Below are 16405 nucleotides of genomic sequence, written 5' to 3' on the forward strand. Positions count from 1 at the left end.
CTTTCGTTTAGGATAAGACGCCTGTATGTTTGAATGGATTGCAGACCCGAACGCCTGGCTGGCACTGGGTACGCTGACGATTCTGGAGATCGTCCTCGGCATTGATAATATTATTTTCCTCACCCTGGTTGTGGCTAAGCTTCCGAAAAACCAACAAAATGCCGCGCGCCGCACCGGTTTAGCGGGCGCAATGCTAATGCGCCTTGCCCTGCTCGCCTCCATCGCCTGGATTACGCGCCTGACGACGCCGCTATTTACCCTGGTGGAACACCCTTTTTCCGCACGCGATCTGATCCTCTTCTCGGGTGGACTCTTTTTGCTGTGGAAATCCGGTAAAGAGATCTACGACACCATTCAAGGCAGTGACGAAACGCATGAAACCCAGGTTAACTCTTTTATGGGTGCCATCGTACAGATCGTGCTGCTGGATATTATTTTCAGCCTGGACTCGGTCATCACGGCGGTAGGATTGTCGGATCACCTGATTATAATGATGGCGGCGGTGGTTATTGCGGTGGGCGTGATGATGTTTGCTGCGAAATCTATTGGTGAATTTGTTGAGCGGTATCCTTCGATTAAAATCCTGGCGCTGGCCTTCCTTATTTTAGTGGGCTTCACCCTGATCCTCGAAAGCGTTGAGCTGCATGTGCCAAAAGGCTATATCTATTTCGCGATGTTTTTCTCGATGGTCGTGGAGTGCCTCAACCTGCTGCGCGCTAACCGGCGCACAGTCTGAATTCAACGGGTTAGGCCGGGCTGCCACGGAGATTTTAGCCAAAAAGTCAATGGCGGCCCGTGCTCATTACGCATTTTCAGAGTGATACGGTTACCTTTTACCGTTTTATGCGCTATTACTACTGCTCCAGTCACAGGCTTACGGGAGCGGAGAATGAAATATATGTTTGGCGCGGCGGCGCTGATGCTGGCCTTGCTGGTTAGCGGGTGCAGCAGCGATTACGTGATGGCAACCAGGGATGGCAAGATGATTATGACCCAGGGTAAGCCTGAGATTGATAAAGAGACCGGACTGGTGAAATATACCGATCGATCCGGCCACGAATTACAAATCAACGGTGACGACGTTTCCTCCATCGTTGAGCGATAAGTTTATTACCGCCACCTGTATTCCTTCGCCGGTGGCGCGAGAAACATTTCCCGACTAATCCCCCCTTCCCCCTGCTGCGCGCGACGGTTATAGTCAGGTGCCGGATCGTAACGCGCAGCGTTGTGTCAGCATCCGCAGCGCGATGTTCAGGTTCAGCTTTTAATAATGAAAAAGGAAGCCGGCAAATGCACTATCACCGTATCCCCCACAGCAGTCTGGAAGTCAGTTCTCTGGGGCTGGGCACCATGACGTTTGGTGAGCAAAATAGCGAAGCCGATGCGCACGCGCAGCTCGATTTAGCCGTACAGTCCGGTATTAACCTGATTGATACCGCCGAGATGTATCCGGTGCCGCCGCGCCCTGAAACTCAGGGATTAACCGAAAAATATATTGGCAGCTGGCTGAAGGCGCGCGGTAACCGCGACAGGATCGTACTGGCTTCCAAGGTGGCCGGCCCGGTTCGCGGTGCCGATGCCTCTATCCGACCACAGCAGGCGCTGGATCGTAAGAATATCCGCGAAGCGCTGGATGCCAGCCTCAAACGTCTCAACACCGATTATCTCGATCTTTATCAGCTGCACTGGCCCCAGCGCCAGACCAATTTCTTTGGCAAGCTGAACTATGAATACAGTGATAATACGGCGCCCGTGACGCTGCTTGAGACGCTTGAAGCCCTCAATGAGCAGGTCCGCGCAGGCAAAATTCGCTATATCGGCGTCTCGAATGAAACGCCCTGGGGCGTGATGCGCTATTTGCAGCTGGCTGAAAAGCACGAGCTGCCGCGCATTGTCAGCATCCAGAACCCCTACAGCCTGCTAAACCGCAGCTTTGAACTGGGCCTGGCGGAAATCAGCCAGCACGAAGGGGTAGAGCTGCTGGCTTACTCGAGCCTGGCCTTTGGTACGCTGAGTGGAAAATACCTCAACGGTGCGAAACCCGCGGGCGCGCGTAATACCCTGTTCAGCCGTTTTACGCGCTACAGTGGCGAGCAGGCAGAGCTGGCGATTGCAGAATATGTCGCGCTGGCTAATAAACATGGCCTGGATCCCGCTAAAATGGCGCTGGCTTTTGTCCGCCAGCAGCCGTTCGTGGCCAGTACCCTGCTGGGCGCGACCACGCTGGAGCAGCTACAGATCAATATTGACAGCTATGCGCTGACGCTGGATGAAGAAGTATTAGAGGGGCTGGAAGCGATTCACCGTCGTTACACCTACCCGGCGCCGTAAGCCGGCCCGGGTGGCAAAGCGAGACGGGTGACGCAGGCGCGTCACCCGATAAGATTACAGGTCAGGCGTGCTGGCCTTTTTTTGCGCCAGATGCCAGCCCCACAGCACCGCCATCGACAGAGCAAACAGCGCACCGAAACCTACGCCGGTGGCAACCGGCGGCGCACCCAGCTTTATCGCCAGCGTATAGAGCGCCAGCATAAGCAGCATGGCGCTGTTTTCACCGAGATTCTGCACCGCAATCGCATTGCCTGCGCCCACGCTGGCCTTGCCGCGCATTTGCAGCAGCGCGTTAAGCGGCACGACAAAGAACCCACCCAGCACGCCTATCAGGATCAGCAGCAGGTAGGCTCCCACCTCTGCATGCTGCAGTGAGAAAAACACCACCGCCACGCCGATCAGTACGCCCGCCGGCATGCAGCGCCCTACCGTCTTCAGCGTGACCAGCTTTGCCGCCGCCGCGGCACCAAACACAATCCCGATTGCCACCATGGCGTTCAGCAGCGTAGGCGTTTTATTGTCGGTGATGCCCAGTGCCACAGGTACCCACAGCACTAACAGAAAGCGCAGCGTAACGCCCGCGCCCCAGAACAGGCTGGTGCCCACCAGCGAGAAGCGGGTTTCGCCGTCGCGCCACAGCGCCCGGCAGGCGCTGAAAAAGGAGGCAGACATTTTACCCGGATGCCACGGCTGGCCCGGACGCGCCACCGCCAGTTTGGGGATCATGACGTTGGCCGCCACGGCCAGTCCATAAGCCACCACGCAGGCCAGCAGCGCCGCAATCAGGTGCCAGTCCGCCAGTACGCCTCCGGCAATGGAACCCAGCAGAATAGCGGCAATGGTCGATGACTCCATCAGGCCATTGGCTTTTACCAGCGTCTCGCCGTTGGTCAGCTCGCCCAGGATGCCGTACTTGGCTGGGGAGTAGGCCGCCGCGCCCACGCCAACCAGGCTGTAGCCGATAAAGGGGTTAAAGCCGAAGCAGATAACCAGTGCGCCCAGCAGCTTGAGGGCGTTGGCAAACATCATTACCCGCCCTTTGGCAAAGCTGTCTGCCACCTGCCCGACAAAAGGCGCGAGGAGGATGTAGGTCGCCACAAATACCATCTGTAATACCGGCTGGCTCCAGTCGGGATAGACCTGCTGCTTAAGCACCGCCAGGGTGGCAAACAGCAGGGCGTTATCGCCGAATGCCGACAGAAACTGCGCGGCAATTACTGCCAGCATTCCCCGGGAAAACAGCCCCTCGCTGCGGGTGCCGTCACTCATCGCGACTCTCCACCTGTTCAGCCATGCCGCGTAGCGTGACAAAATCCGGCTTGCCGCTGCCGAGCACGGGCAGCTGCTTCAGGTAGCGGATATCGCGAGGAACCGCCAGTTCAGGACTGCCCAGTTCGCGGGCCGCACGTTGCAGCTGCTCCCGGCTCAGTTCCGCATCGGTGGTAAACAGCACCAGTGCCTCACCGCGGCTGCCATCCGGTCGCAGCGAAGCGGCATGCTGTTTTTCTGCCGAGGCTTTCAGCGCTATCTGTTCAACCATTTCCAGCGAAACCATCTCCCCGGCGATTTTAGCAAAGCGTTTAACCCTGCCCTGGATCTGACAAAAGCCATGATCGTCAAAGCTGACGATATCGCCGGTGTCATACCAGCCTGGCTCCATCTTCCCTTCTCCGTTATCGGCCTGCGGTGCTTCCAGTACCCCGGGCGCCTCCACCCGCAGATAGCCCTTCATAATGTTCGGGCCGCGCAGCTGAAGCAGACCGCCCTGCTCAATGCCCGGCACGGCGATCAGGCGCGAGTCCATCCCTGGCAGAATACGGCCAACGGTGTGATTTTTGGCGGCCATCGGCACGTTGATAGCAACCACCGGCGCACATTCCGTTACGCCATAACCCTCCAGAATGCGGATGCCAAACTTGTCCATCCACGTCTGACGCGTCGCCTCCTGCAATTTTTCAGCACCGGCCACCACGTAGCGCAGGCGCGCAAAATCGTAGGGATTGGCGAAGCGGGCATAGTTGCCAAGGAAGGTTGAGGTGCCGAACAGGACGGTACAGTTCCGGTCATAAACCAGCTCCGGCACGATTCGGTAGTGTAGCGGACTGGGGTAAAGAAAGACCTGCGCACCGGTCATCAGCGGCGTGAATAACCCTACCGTCAGGCCAAAGGCATGAAACAGCGGCAGGGCCGACATAAACCTGTCGCGCGGGGTGAAATCTGCCACGGTACGGATCTGTTCGACGTTCGCCAGCAGGCTTTTATGCGAATGCACCACGCCTTTCGGATTGCCTTCGGAGCCGGAGGTAAACAGCACCATCGCCGCGTCCTCTGGCTGCTGTTTAACCGCGGCAAGGCGTGGCATCAGCAGATGTCCAAGGATCCACAGCTTATCCTGGGTGGTGACCGTATCCTTCAGATCTTCCAGGAAGATCCAGCGTGCCTGGGTGACCTGTTCAGGCAGATGCCACAGCTTGCCCTTATCAAGGAACTGCCGTGAAGTGAAGACGGTTTTCACCCCTGATGCTTTCAGGGCGCTGCTGAGCCCGTTTACACCGGCGGTATAGTTCAGCATCGCCGGTATGCGGCCGCGCATTGACGCGCCTAAAATTGCCGCCGCCGCCACCGTCGCGTTGGGGAGCAGCAGGCCGATATATTCTCCCGGTGCGCTGTAGCGCTCCAGTATGCGCCCCACGCCGAGTGACTTTTTCAGCAGCCCGGTGTAGCTGTCTGGCGTGAAGTTAACGTCTTCAATGCAGGGTTTAAACAGACCGTATCGCGTACGGGCGGCAAGGAAGGCTTCATACATCGTCTCGCGCGGACGGACCGCCATGCGGGCTTCCATCATGATGTGCTGGAGATGCTCGCCCGCCAGCTTGCGGCGATCTCGCGCCCTGGGTGCCTCCGGCATCGGAATATGGGTGGCCGGTAGCAGCGTCAGGCTGATGCGCGGGAACAGACGGCGCTTAAAGACTCCCGCGAGGCGGCCAAAGGGAGTGAACTCGGCCCCTTCAATGCGCAGGGGGACCAGGGTCGCCTGGGTTTTTGCGGCCACAAAACCCGCACCCTCGTAAATTTTCATCAGCGAGCCGGTCACCGTGATGCGCCCTTCGGGGAAGATCACCACGGGCCGCCCCTGATTGATGGTTTTCACCAGCTGTTTGACCGACATCGGCTTAGTCGGATCCATCGGGACGAAATCGATAAATTTACGCAGCGCGCGCATATACCACTGTTCGCTGACCGAGGAGTAGACGGCAAAAACGGGTTTTACCGGCAGAAAAACAGCCAGCAGAATGCCATCCAGAAAAGACATATGGTTAGGAACAATCAGAACTTTTTCTTTATATAGACCCGACGTATCGCCGCTTAAATGCGTGCGGAAGCAGAGTCTGAACAGCAGGCGGAAAAAAGTGAACAACATGCCAACTCCTTAGCATAAAAAAGTTGGCTACAACCATGCAGGATATAGCGGAACAACTCAATGCAGGTTAAGGAGAAATCTGCAATTTTGCGAGTAATGCTGTGAACAGAAAGGCCACCTTCCCCTGGTAAGGCAGTGTAAACCCGACAGGCTGCGCTAAATCAGCCCTTTCTGGGTAAAGGTAACCCGTGTGGCCTCATTGAGATCCATCTCTGTTATCTCCAGCGCTTCACCCAGCTCTTCCCGGATCTCTCGTCTGAGGGCAGCATCAATGGTTTCACCCGGCTCCATTCCCCCGCCACAGAGGGCCCACTGCCCCGGGAAGACTCCCCGATCGGCGGCCATCCTGCACAGCAGGTACTCCCCTTCATTCTCAATAATCGGGCAGACAATGATTCTCTGACGCATATTCGCTCCTCAGCCTGTTTTTATGGCGGCGCACATAAACTTTATAGCTGACTTGTCTATATACTTTTTGTGGTCGGGCATTATTGTTTTAAAACAATTAATAACCGGACTGCCATTTTGCTGAGGCACGATCGCTTCACGCCCTGTGTCAGGATTTACCTTCCTCCTCTTCATTCAGACCGTCCGGCACTACGGGCTTGTCCCCTGCCAGCCGCCGCCCAGCGCGGCAATCAGCTGTACGCTGGCTACCCACTGCGTGCTTTGCAGCGACAGCAGGCTCTGCTGCTGGCTGAGGCTGGTGTTTTCGGTGGTGGCAACGTCCAGATAATCGATCATGCCCGCCTGATACTGATTGCGCGTAACCCGGGCAGACTCCTTCGCCGCGTCGCTGGCGCGCTGCTGCGCCTGCACCTCGTCCTGGAGCGTATTCAGCTCAACCAGATAGTTTTCAACCTCCTGGAAGCCCTGTAAAACCGCCTGGCGATAGCTGGCGACATCCGCATCCCAGGCGGCTTTCGCCTGTTCAACCCGGGAGGAGGTGGCGCCGAAGTCCAGCAGCGTACCGCTCAGCTCCGGCCCCAGCGACCAGACGCGATTCGGCAGCGACAGCAGATGCTGAAAGGTGCTGCTGGAAAAGCCGCCGCTGGCGCTCAGGGTCAGGTCGGGATAGTAGCCCGCGATTGCCACGCCAACCGCGGCGTTCGCGGCCGCGACGTTGCGTTCGGCATAGGCGATATCGGGACGTCGCTGTAGCAGCTCCGAGGGGATGGCGGAGGGAATAGCGGGCAGCGTCGCCGTAAGCGGTGCCGCCGGCAGGCTGAACGCCGCCGGGGTGGTGCCGATAAGCATGGCGATGGCATGTTCGGTTTGGGCGCGTTGCCAGCTCAGGTCCAGCGCCGATGCCCGGGCGCTTTCAAGCTGGGTTTGCGCCTGAGCCAGCGTCGCCCGTGATTCAGTGCCCGCCTGGTATTTATTGTTGATGACCGTCAGGTAGCGCTGGTAAGCGTCAATACTCTGCTGATAAAGCGCAATCTGGCTGTCCATAATCCGCAGCTGAAAATAGTCCTGCGCCAGCTCTGACTGGGCGCTGAGGGTGATATTCGCCAGCTCCGCCGCGCTGGCCTGCGCACTGGCCTTGTTCTCTTCCAGCGTGCGCCTCAGCTTGCCCCAGATATCCAGCTCCCAGCTGGCGCTGGCTTCCAGAGCGTGACTGTTACTGACGCTGCGCTGCCCACCGCTGGCGCTGGCGCTGCGCGTTGAGCTGCCGGTGCCGGTCACCGAGGGAAAGAGATCGGAACGGGATTCAGACACCAGCGCTTTCGCCTGGCGATACTGCGCTTCGTACTGCGCCACGTTCTGGTTCGAGATGGATACCTGGCGCAGCAGGCCGGAGAGGATCGGGTCATGGTAGACCGACCACCATTCACCCTTGCTTTGCGCGTCCTGCGGCGTGGCCTCTTTCCAGCCCTTCGCCTCTTTATACTGGCTGGGTACATTCGCCGCGGGCCGGTGATAATCAGGCCCCACGGCGCAGCCGCTCAGCAGCAGCGCCACTATTACCGGAGTGAGTTTCATAAATACATTTATTCCGCAGGGCGCAGACGTGCCCACTGTCGCTTAGTGGCACGGCTGGCGCGATCGAGGTAAAGGTACACCACCGGGGTGGTGAACAGGGTTAACAGCTGGCTCAGGGCCAGGCCACCGGCAATAGCCAGCCCCAGCGGGCTGCGCAGATCGGCATCACCGCCGCTGCCGAGCGCCAGCGGGAGTGCGCCAAAAAAGGCCGCCAGGGTGGTCATCATAATCGGGCGGAAACGCATCAGGCAGGCCTGAGTGATCGCCTGCTGCGGCGACATCCCCTGATTGCGCTCGGCGGCCAGCGCAAAGTCGATCATCATAATGGCGTTCTTTTTCACAATGCCGATCAGCAGCAAAATGCCAATTAGCGCGATGACCGTCAGCTGCGTGTTGGTCAACAGCAGCAGCAGCAGGGCACCCACGCCCGCAGAGGGCAGCGTTGAGAGAATGGTCAGCGGGTGGATATAGCTTTCATACAGCATCCCCAGCACGATATAGACCGCTGCCAGCGCCGCGAGTATCAGCCAGGGCATGGATGCCGAGAGGTCGGCAAAGGCTTTCGCCGTCCCCTGGAAACCGGCCTGGATGTTATCCGGCAGGGCGATATTAATCATCGCCGCTTTGATCAGCGCCTGGGCCTGCTCCAGAGAGACGCCGTCGGCAAGGTTAAAGGCAAGGGTGCTGGTGGCCGACTGCCCCTGATGTGCTACCGACAGCGGCGCATTGGCCCCGCTAAAGCTGGCGAAGGCGGAGAGCGGGATCTGCTGGCCCTTATCATTCACCACGTACAGTTTGTTGAGCATATCCGGATCGCGCGTGTAGGCATCCTGCAACGACATAATCACATGGTACTGATTGAGCGTCTTATACAGGGTGGCGACCTGACGCTGAGAGAAAGCGTTGTTTAACAGCGTATCCAGCATGCTGACATCAACCCCCAGCCGCGTGGCGCGATCGCGGTCGATAGCGATCATCACTTCCTGACCGCCGGTCTGGGAGTCAGAATCCACGCTGGTGAGCTGGGGGATCGCCTCCAGCGCGGCTTTAACCTTAGGCGTCCAGATACGCAGGGTGTCCAGATCGTCTGCCTGCAGGCTGTACTGGTAAGAGGCATTGGCGCTACGACCGCCAATATGGATATCCTGCGCGGCCATCAGAAATAGCTCCACGCCGGGAATGTTGCGGGTTTTGCCGCTCAGTCGGTTCGCCACCTCGGTAGCCGTAGCATTGCGCTTATCGAGATCCTTCAGGCGGACGAAGAAGTTGGCAGTATTGCGCGAACCAAACGCCCCGCTGCCCATGGAAGACATGACCCCGTCCACCGCCGGATCCTGCTGGATCAGTTTGGCGAAGGCCTGGAGTTTTGGCTTCATCGCCTGGAAAGAGACGTTCTGATCGGCCCGCAGCATGCCCATCAGCAGTCCGGTATCCTGATTGGGGAAAAAGCCTTTCTGCACCACGGAGTAGAGAAACAGGTTGAGAATAACGGTCAGGATCAGGCTAAACAGGGTGAGCCGCTGATGGCGCATCACCCAGTTCAGCGCGGTGGCATAGGCGGTCAGCAGCCGGTTAAGGCCACGCTCGATCCACTGAAACAGCGGATGTGGGCGCACGGTAACCTTTGGCTTTTTCTTCAGCAGCCGCGAGCAGAGCATCGGCGTCAGGCTGAGCGAGAGCAGCATCGAGATAATCAGCGAAACGGTCAGCGTGACGGCAAACTCACGGAACAGACGTCCCACGATGCTGCCCATCAGCAGGATCGGAATAAACACCGCCACCAGCGACAGCGTCATCGCCAGCACCGTAAAGCTCACTTCATGCGCGCCCTTGATTGCGGCGCGAACCGGGCTCAGCCCCTCTTCGATATAGCGGGTAATGTTCTCCAGTACCACGATAGCATCATCAACCACAAAGCCGGTGGCAATAATCAGCGCCATCAGCGACAGGTTATCCAGGCTGTAGCCCAGCAGGTACATCACCGCACAGGTGCCAATCAGCGACACCGGCAGCGCCAGCGCCGGGATCAGCACCGCCTGTACGTTACGCAGGAAAACAAACACCACGCCGATCACCAGCAGCACCGCCACCAGCAGCGTCTCCTCGGTGTCATAGAGCGAGGCGCGAACGTTTGGCCCGCGATCCAGCACAATTTTAAGCGTCACATCGGCAGGCAGATCCTTTTGCAGCGCCGGGAGCTGGGCTTTGATCGCATCAATGGTTTCCAGCATATTCGCCCCGGCCTGGCGCGTCACCCCAATCATCACCGATGGCGACTGGTTAAAGTAGCCGACGTTGTACTTATCCTCGACGGCATCGTACACCGTCGCCACGTCACGCAGTCGCACCGCCCTGCCATCCTGATAGCTGATGACCAGGTTGGCGTACTGCCGGGCCTTATCGAGCTGACCATTGCTGTCGACCACCCACGACTGCCGGTCGCCCTGCAGGATCCCCTTAGGGAGATTGGTGGTGCTGTTGGCAATGGCTTTGCGTACCGTATCCAGCGACAGGCCAAAATGGGTCAGCTGCTGCGGCTGAAGATCGATGCGCACCGCGGGCAGCGCGCTGCCCATCAGGGAAACGTCACCGACGCCCTGCACCTGGGCGATCTTCTGATCGATTTTGCTGTCGGCAATATCGTACAGCTCCCCGTTTGATCGGGTAGACGAGGTTAATGCCAGCATCACAATGGGCGCATCGGAGGGATTCGCCTTTCGATAGGTCGGCAGCGAAGCCATACTGCTGGGCAGCAGACTGCGGGAGGCGTTGATCGCCGCCTGGACATCCCGCGCCGCGCCGTTAATGTCACGCGACAGCTCGAACTGCAAAATAATGTTGCTTGAGCCCTGTGAACTGCTGGAGGTCATCTCGGTGATCCCGGCGATTTGCCCCAGCGAGCGCTCCAGCGGCGTGGCTACGGTGGCCGCCATCGTCTCCGGGCTGGCCCCCGCCAGTTTGGCACTGACCATAATGGTGGGAAAATCCACCTGCGGCAGCGGCGCGACGGGCAGCAGGCGATAGCCCAGCGCGCCAAGCAGCAGCAACGCCAGGGTCAGCAGCAGCGTCGCCACCGGCCGGAAGATAAACAGGCGGGTGATGTTCATCCGCGATCGACCACTTTGCGCATCCGCCGACGTCCCCGCTCGGCCAGGCGATCAAACCACAGATAGATAACCGGCGTGGAGAACAGCGTCAGGACCTGGCTAAAGATCAGGCCGCCAACGATCACCAGCCCCAGCGGCTGACGGAGTTCAGCGCCGGAACCCGACGACAGCATCAGCGGCAGCGCACCGAGCAGCGCGGCCATGGTGGTCATCAGAATGGGGCGGAAGCGCAGCAGACAGGCCTGATGGATCGCCTCGCGCGGGCTGAGGTGCTGGTGCTTCTCGGCGTCCAGCGCAAAGTCGATCATCATGATCGCATTCTTTTTCACAATGCCGATCAGCAGAATCACCCCGATAAGGGCAATCAGGCTGAATTCGGTTCCCGCCAGCAGCAGCGTCAGCAGCGCCCCCACCGCAGCGGATGGCAGCGTGGACAGAATCGTGACCGGATGAATAAAGCTTTCATAAAGGATGCCGAGCACCACGTACATGGTCATCAGCGCCGCAAGGATCAGCCACAGCGTGTTACTGGTGGCGCTCTGAAACGCCGCCGTTTCGCCCTGATAGCGCAGCGTTATGCTGGACGGCAGCGCCAGGCTGTGGGTGGTTTCAGCGATCGCTTTCTGCGCATCCTCCAGCGAGTAGCCCTTATTGAGGTTGAAGGAGATCGTTACCGCCGGAAACTGATCGATCCGCATATGCACCAGCGACCCGGTGCGCTGATGAATGGTGGCGACAGAGGTCAGCCTGACCATACCATCGGTGCTGCCGGATGACGTCGTACTGTCTGATGAGGTGGAGGTCGAACTGCTGCCCGACGCGCTGCTGCTGGAAGAGGATGTGCTGCTGTTCGATGTCGCCAGCCAGATATCGTTAAGGGAGGCCGGGGACTGCTGAAACTTAGGCGCAACTTCCAGCACCACACGGTACTGATTCGACTGGGTAAAGATGGTGGAAACCAGCCGCTGACCGAAAGCGTTATACAGCGCGGTATCCACGTCGGCGGCGGTAATGCCAAAGCGTGCAGCGGCATCGCGATTCAGTTCAACGTACGCGACCTGCCCCTGATCCTGTAGATTGCTGACCACCGAGCTGAACGCGGGCTGCTGCTGTAGCGCGGCAACCAGCTTCGGTGACCACTTCACCAGATTTTCACTGTCGGCATCATCCAGCGAGAACTGATACTGATCCGGCGTGACCTGATCGTTAACGGTCAGGTCCTGCGAGGCCTGCATATGCAGCTGGATACCGGGCACGCTGCGGGTCGCCTGCGCCAGCTCGGCTATCACCTTATCGGCGCGTTCATCACGGTTATCAAACGACTTCAGGTTGATCTGTAGCCGTCCGCTGTTAAGGCTGGTGTTGGTGCCGTCAATGCCAATAGTAGAGGTCAGACTGTCTACCGCCGGATTCTTCAGCACGATTTCCGCCAGCTGCTGCTGACGTTTCGCCATTTCACCAAATGAGACATCCTGCGAGGCGACAGTCACGCCCTGAATGAGGCCGGTATCCTGCGAGGGAAAAAAGCCTTTCGGGATGACAAGATAAAGCAGCGCGGTAAACACCAGCGTGGCCAGTGCGACCAGCAGAGTGAGCCGCTGGTGATTAAGCACAATAGTTAACAGACGATCGTATCCGGCGATCAGACGGTCAAAGAGTTGTCCGCCCTTGCGATAAAAGCGGCTCTGACGCTCCTCCGGGATGTGGCGCAGCAGGAAGGCGCAAAGCATCGGCGTAAGCGTAAGCGAAACGACCATAGATACCAGGATTGAGACCGCGAGAGTAATGGCAAACTCCCGGAACAGCCGCCCCACCACATCGCCCATAAACAGCAGCGGGATCAGCACGGCAATCAGTGAAAAGGTCAGCGAGATGATGGTGAAACCGATTTGCGCCGAACCTTTCAGCGCCGCTTCCATCGGCGTTTCACCCTGCTCCAGCCGCCGGGAAATGTTCTCAACCACCACGATAGCATCATCAATAACAAAGCCGGTGGCGATGGTCAGCGCCATCAGCGAAAGGTTATTCAGGCTGAAGTCGGCCAGATACATTACGCCAAAGGTGCCGACCAGCGACAGCGGCACCGCCACGCTTGGGATAAGGGTGGCCGCCACGTTGCGCAGAAACAGGAAAGTTACCATCACCACCAGCGCAATCGACAGCATCAGCTCAAACTGCACGTCGCTGATTGAGGCGCGAATGGTCTGCGTGCGGTCAGAAAGTACCTGGACTTTGACGCCGTCCGGCAGGGCGGCCTGGAGCGCGGGCAGCTGCGCTTTGATGGCGTCAACCACCGAGATAACGTTGGCTCCTGGCTGGCGCTGGACGCTGATTACAATGGCCGGACGGTTATTTGCCCAGGCAGACTGCCAGGTGTTCTCCGGTGCCTCTTCAATGTGTGCAATATCATGCAGCCTCAGCGCCGCACCGTTCTGCCAGGTGAGGATCAGATTGCCATACTCTTTTGCCGTACGGAGCTGATCGTTAGCGTCAATGGTGACCGAATGATACTGGCCGTCAAAGCCGCCTTTTGAACCGTTTACGTTGCTGTTGCCGATCAGCGTGTTAACGTCTTCCAGCGTCAGGCCGTGCGCCGCCAGCGCGTTGGGATCGACCCTGACCCGAATAGCAGGCTGATGCCCGCCCGCCAGCGTGACCATCCCCACACCTGAAATTTGCGACAGCTTAAGGGCAATGCGCGTATTGACCAGATCCTGCACTTTGATCAGCGGCAGCGTGTCAGAGGTGGCCGCCAGGGTAATGACGGCGGTATCCGCCGGGTTAACCTTTTTATAGGTCGGCGGATTGGGCAGATCGCTGGGCAGCAGGTTATTCGCCGCGTTTATCGCCGCCTGCACTTCCTGCTCGGCTACGTCCAGCGAGAGGTCGAGAGAGAATTTTAGCGTAATCACCGACGAACCGCTGGCGCTGCTGGAGGCCATCTGGCTCAGGCCAGCCATCTCACCCAGCTGACGTTCGAGTGGCGCAGTGACCGAGGACGCCATCACGTCCGGGCTGGCACCGGGGTAGAGTGTCGTCACCTGAATGGTGGGATAATCCACCTGCGGCAGCGCAGAGGTAGAGAGATAACGGTAGGCAAAAAGGCCAGAGACCAGCACGCCCACCATCAGCAGAATAGTGGCAACCGGACGTTCTATGAAGATGCGTGAAGGATTCATTTCTCCTTCGCACTCCCGCTGGCGGCCTGGGTATTTTTGCCCGGCGCTGCCTGAGTCGCGCTGCCACCGGCAGCGTTCATATTATCAACGGCCGCGGCGGGCGCATCGCCAGCGGCGGTGATAATCGACACCTTGCTGCCGCTGCTGAGGCGGTCGATGCCTTCGGTAACGACGCGATCACCGGCCGCCAGTCCGCTAAGGATCGCCTGCTGCGTGTCCCCCAGCGCGGGCCCGGTTTTAACCGCCTTTCTCGTTACGGTGTTGTCTTTATTGATTAGCCAGACAAAGCTGCCGTCGCTGCTCAGCTGTAGCGCCTGCGCCGGGATCACCACCGCCTGCTTAAGCGTCCCGATCTGTAATCGCAGATTAACAAACTGGTTAGGGTAGAGCGCCTCGTCCTGATTCGCGAATAGCGCTTTCATCTCTACGCTGCCGGTGCTGGTGTCGATCTGATTGCTGATAAAACGCACGTTTCCCTGCGCCAGCTCGGTGCTGCCATCCTGATCGAACGCGGTGGCAGCAAGGCTCTTATCGTTATGCAGCGCCTTTAACAGCGTCGGAATATTATTCTGCGGCACGCTAAAGGTAACGGCGGCTGGCTGCGTCTGGGTAACGGTGACAATGCCGGTGGTGTCCGAGCTGTGAACCATATTACCCGCATCCACCAGTCGCAGGCCCACGCGCCCCGAGATGGGCGAGGTGATGCGTGCAAAATCAATATTCAGCTTTGCCGCCGCAATCTGTGCCTGGTCAGCCTTGATGGCACCGCTGTACTGGCCAACGGTGGCTATCTGGCTGTCCAGATCCTGACGCGAGAGTGAATCCTGCGCAAACAGCTTACGGTAACGGGCCAGCGTCAGCTCTGCACTTTTCAGCAGCGCCTGATTTTGATTAAGATCGCCCTGATACTGGGCCAGCGTCGCCTGGTAGCTGCGCGGGTCAATCTGCGCCAGCAGCTGCCCTGCCTCCACTTTCTGCCCTTCGGTAAAGAACACGTGCATCAGCTGTCCGTCAACCCGACTGGTCACGGTCACTGTCGCATTGGGGACGACCGTGCCCAATGCGGTCAGATAGACGGGCACATCCGCAGTGGTTACGTCACCTGCATGAACGGGTGTGGTCAACCCGCGCCGCATACCTGGCCCACCAGGACCACCCGGTCCCTGCATCTGGGCTTCTCCCCCCTTCGAACCGGCACCGGGCCAGAAATGCCAGGCCAGCAGTGCGATAAGAACAACCAGGATCAGAAAAATAATTTTTCTACGTCGGGATGATGAGGCTTTAATAGTCGTCTGGGTCATGAGGCTCAGTGGAGTCAACCAAAGTAAGGTATTTAACGGCAGCTGCATGCCGCCGCCGATAAGAGGCAGGCCAGGCCGGCCCACTGCCATTATGGGTTATTCATTAGAATAAATTCTATCTTCAACGGGTAAGAATTTCGTAAGGAAGTCTGGCAATGCACTGTTTACCCCCTTTGCCGCTGCGTGACTAAGCGTAGTGGGTAAACGGCGACGCCGCACGCTGACTGGCAGCAGCCCGCCGGATTTCATTTCATCTTTATTTTGCAAAACTTTTCATTATACAACATTTCCAGGGAATGTAATGCATCTTAGCCCTTCCCCCCCTGAAAGGAAATAATGTACTTATAGGTAATGAACGATAAGAACAAACACTTTCCAGTCTCAGAGTATCACCCTGTAGAATGACAGTATCAAAAACAGACACCCCTCTTTAATCGTACATGTCAGCAATGTCGTAATAATAGCAGCGACTTTAATTAATTTCTTTCAACCAGGATGACGAGAAATGATAACCAGGAAAGCATTATTTGTACTTCTTACGTCTGTTTTAGTCACATCATGTAGCAGCGTAGAAACAAAACCCAATACGGTTAAAGCTGAGCTTTCACCTACCAATAAAGTGATTAAAGCAGAAAAAATTGAGGGCAGGCAGTGCGTGGATAATTTCGATCTTCTTAAGAGCCTGAACTATGAGGCCTTTACGATGTATCGTAAACAGTTCGATGCCATCAATGCTTCACACTCCTATTACAAAAAGAATGAAAATCTATTAGAGCAGGATCCACGCGAGCTAATGACGCTGACGCTGAATGACAAACTTAACCTTATTTGCGATCGCGTTAAAAGCCAGACGTTTGTTGAAATAAGAAAAAAGATGCTGGCGGTAAGTAAGATCTGACCGCCAGTTATTGAGACAATTTACGACAGGATAACACTTTATCTAACAGGTGTTATCCCGTTGTCATTTGGTCCAGTGAGAAGTCACGCCTTATTCATGGAATGAGTAACCGTCATATGGAAATGAACAGATTTTTCAGACCGATAGTTTATTTTGTCATATTTAATCATCTCATGCTGACTGCT

Annotated in this window: 11 protein-coding genes; 4 read left to right on the forward strand and 7 right to left on the reverse strand. The window is 57.5% G+C overall.

Annotated elements, in window-relative coordinates; translation table 11 throughout:
* Positions 1-25: 25 nt before the first annotated feature.
* The 3 genes from AAGR22_RS17940 (at position 26) to AAGR22_RS17950 (ending at position 2331) form a co-directional block, all read left to right on the forward strand.
* Complete coding sequence (locus AAGR22_RS17940) at positions 26-736, forward strand: TerC family protein (protein WP_345828813.1); 711 nt, start codon at positions 26-28, stop codon at positions 734-736.
* A 153-nt stretch (positions 737-889) separates the two neighbouring features.
* The gene (locus tag AAGR22_RS17945) at positions 890-1105 is read left to right on the forward strand and encodes a YgdI/YgdR family lipoprotein (protein WP_067708991.1); all 216 of its coding nucleotides are present in this window, start codon (positions 890-892) and stop codon (positions 1103-1105) included.
* A 185-nt stretch (positions 1106-1290) separates the two neighbouring features.
* Positions 1291-2331 carry an NADP(H)-dependent aldo-keto reductase gene (locus AAGR22_RS17950; protein ID WP_067708989.1) on the forward strand — a complete coding sequence of 347 codons (1041 nt, stop codon included), beginning with the start codon at positions 1291-1293 and terminating at the stop codon, positions 2329-2331.
* Positions 2332-2385: 54 nt separating this feature from the next.
* Here AAGR22_RS17950 and lplT read toward each other — a convergent pair whose 3' ends face one another.
* The 7 genes from lplT to AAGR22_RS17985 all read right to left on the reverse strand — a co-directional run bounded on the left by lplT (position 2386) and on the right by AAGR22_RS17985 (position 15322).
* Entirely contained in the window at positions 2386-3600 is a 1215-nt protein-coding gene (gene lplT / locus AAGR22_RS17955; RefSeq protein ID WP_067708983.1) for a lysophospholipid transporter LplT, read from the reverse strand.
* On the reverse strand, positions 3593-5752 hold the full coding sequence (aas, locus tag AAGR22_RS17960; protein WP_345828814.1) for a bifunctional acyl-ACP--phospholipid O-acyltransferase/long-chain-fatty-acid--ACP ligase: 2160 nt from the start codon (positions 5750-5752) through the stop codon (positions 3593-3595). Before aas ends, lplT begins: the two co-directional genes overlap by 8 nt.
* Positions 5753-5908: 156 nt before the next feature.
* Complete coding sequence (gene nudI / locus AAGR22_RS17965; RefSeq protein ID WP_345828815.1) at positions 5909-6160, reverse strand: nucleoside triphosphatase NudI; 252 nt, start codon at positions 6158-6160, stop codon at positions 5909-5911.
* Positions 6161-6349: 189 nt separating this feature from the next.
* Positions 6350-7735: an efflux transporter outer membrane subunit gene (locus tag AAGR22_RS17970; protein ID WP_345828816.1), complete on the reverse strand. Its 1386-nt coding sequence runs from the start codon at positions 7733-7735 to the stop codon at positions 6350-6352.
* Between the two features lie 8 nt (positions 7736-7743).
* A complete protein-coding gene (locus AAGR22_RS17975) occupies positions 7744-10842 on the reverse strand; it encodes a multidrug efflux RND transporter permease subunit (RefSeq protein ID WP_345828817.1) in 3099 nt (1032 codons plus the stop codon).
* Positions 10839-14021 carry an efflux RND transporter permease subunit gene (locus tag AAGR22_RS17980; protein WP_345828819.1) on the reverse strand — a complete coding sequence of 1061 codons (3183 nt, stop codon included), beginning with the start codon at positions 14019-14021 and terminating at the stop codon, positions 10839-10841. Before AAGR22_RS17980 ends, AAGR22_RS17975 begins: the two co-directional genes overlap by 4 nt.
* Positions 14018-15322: an MdtA/MuxA family multidrug efflux RND transporter periplasmic adaptor subunit gene (locus AAGR22_RS17985; protein WP_345828821.1), complete on the reverse strand. Its 1305-nt coding sequence runs from the start codon at positions 15320-15322 to the stop codon at positions 14018-14020. Before AAGR22_RS17985 ends, AAGR22_RS17980 begins: the two co-directional genes overlap by 4 nt.
* A 505-nt stretch (positions 15323-15827) precedes the next feature.
* Between AAGR22_RS17985 and AAGR22_RS17990 the strand changes: the two genes are divergently transcribed.
* A complete protein-coding gene (locus AAGR22_RS17990) occupies positions 15828-16220 on the forward strand; it encodes a hypothetical protein (protein WP_067708971.1) in 393 nt (130 codons plus the stop codon).
* The last annotated feature ends 185 nt before the right edge of the window (positions 16221-16405 follow it).

It is taken from the genome of Erwinia sp. HDF1-3R (assembly GCF_039621855.1).
Classification (GTDB): domain Bacteria; phylum Pseudomonadota; class Gammaproteobacteria; order Enterobacterales; family Enterobacteriaceae; genus Erwinia.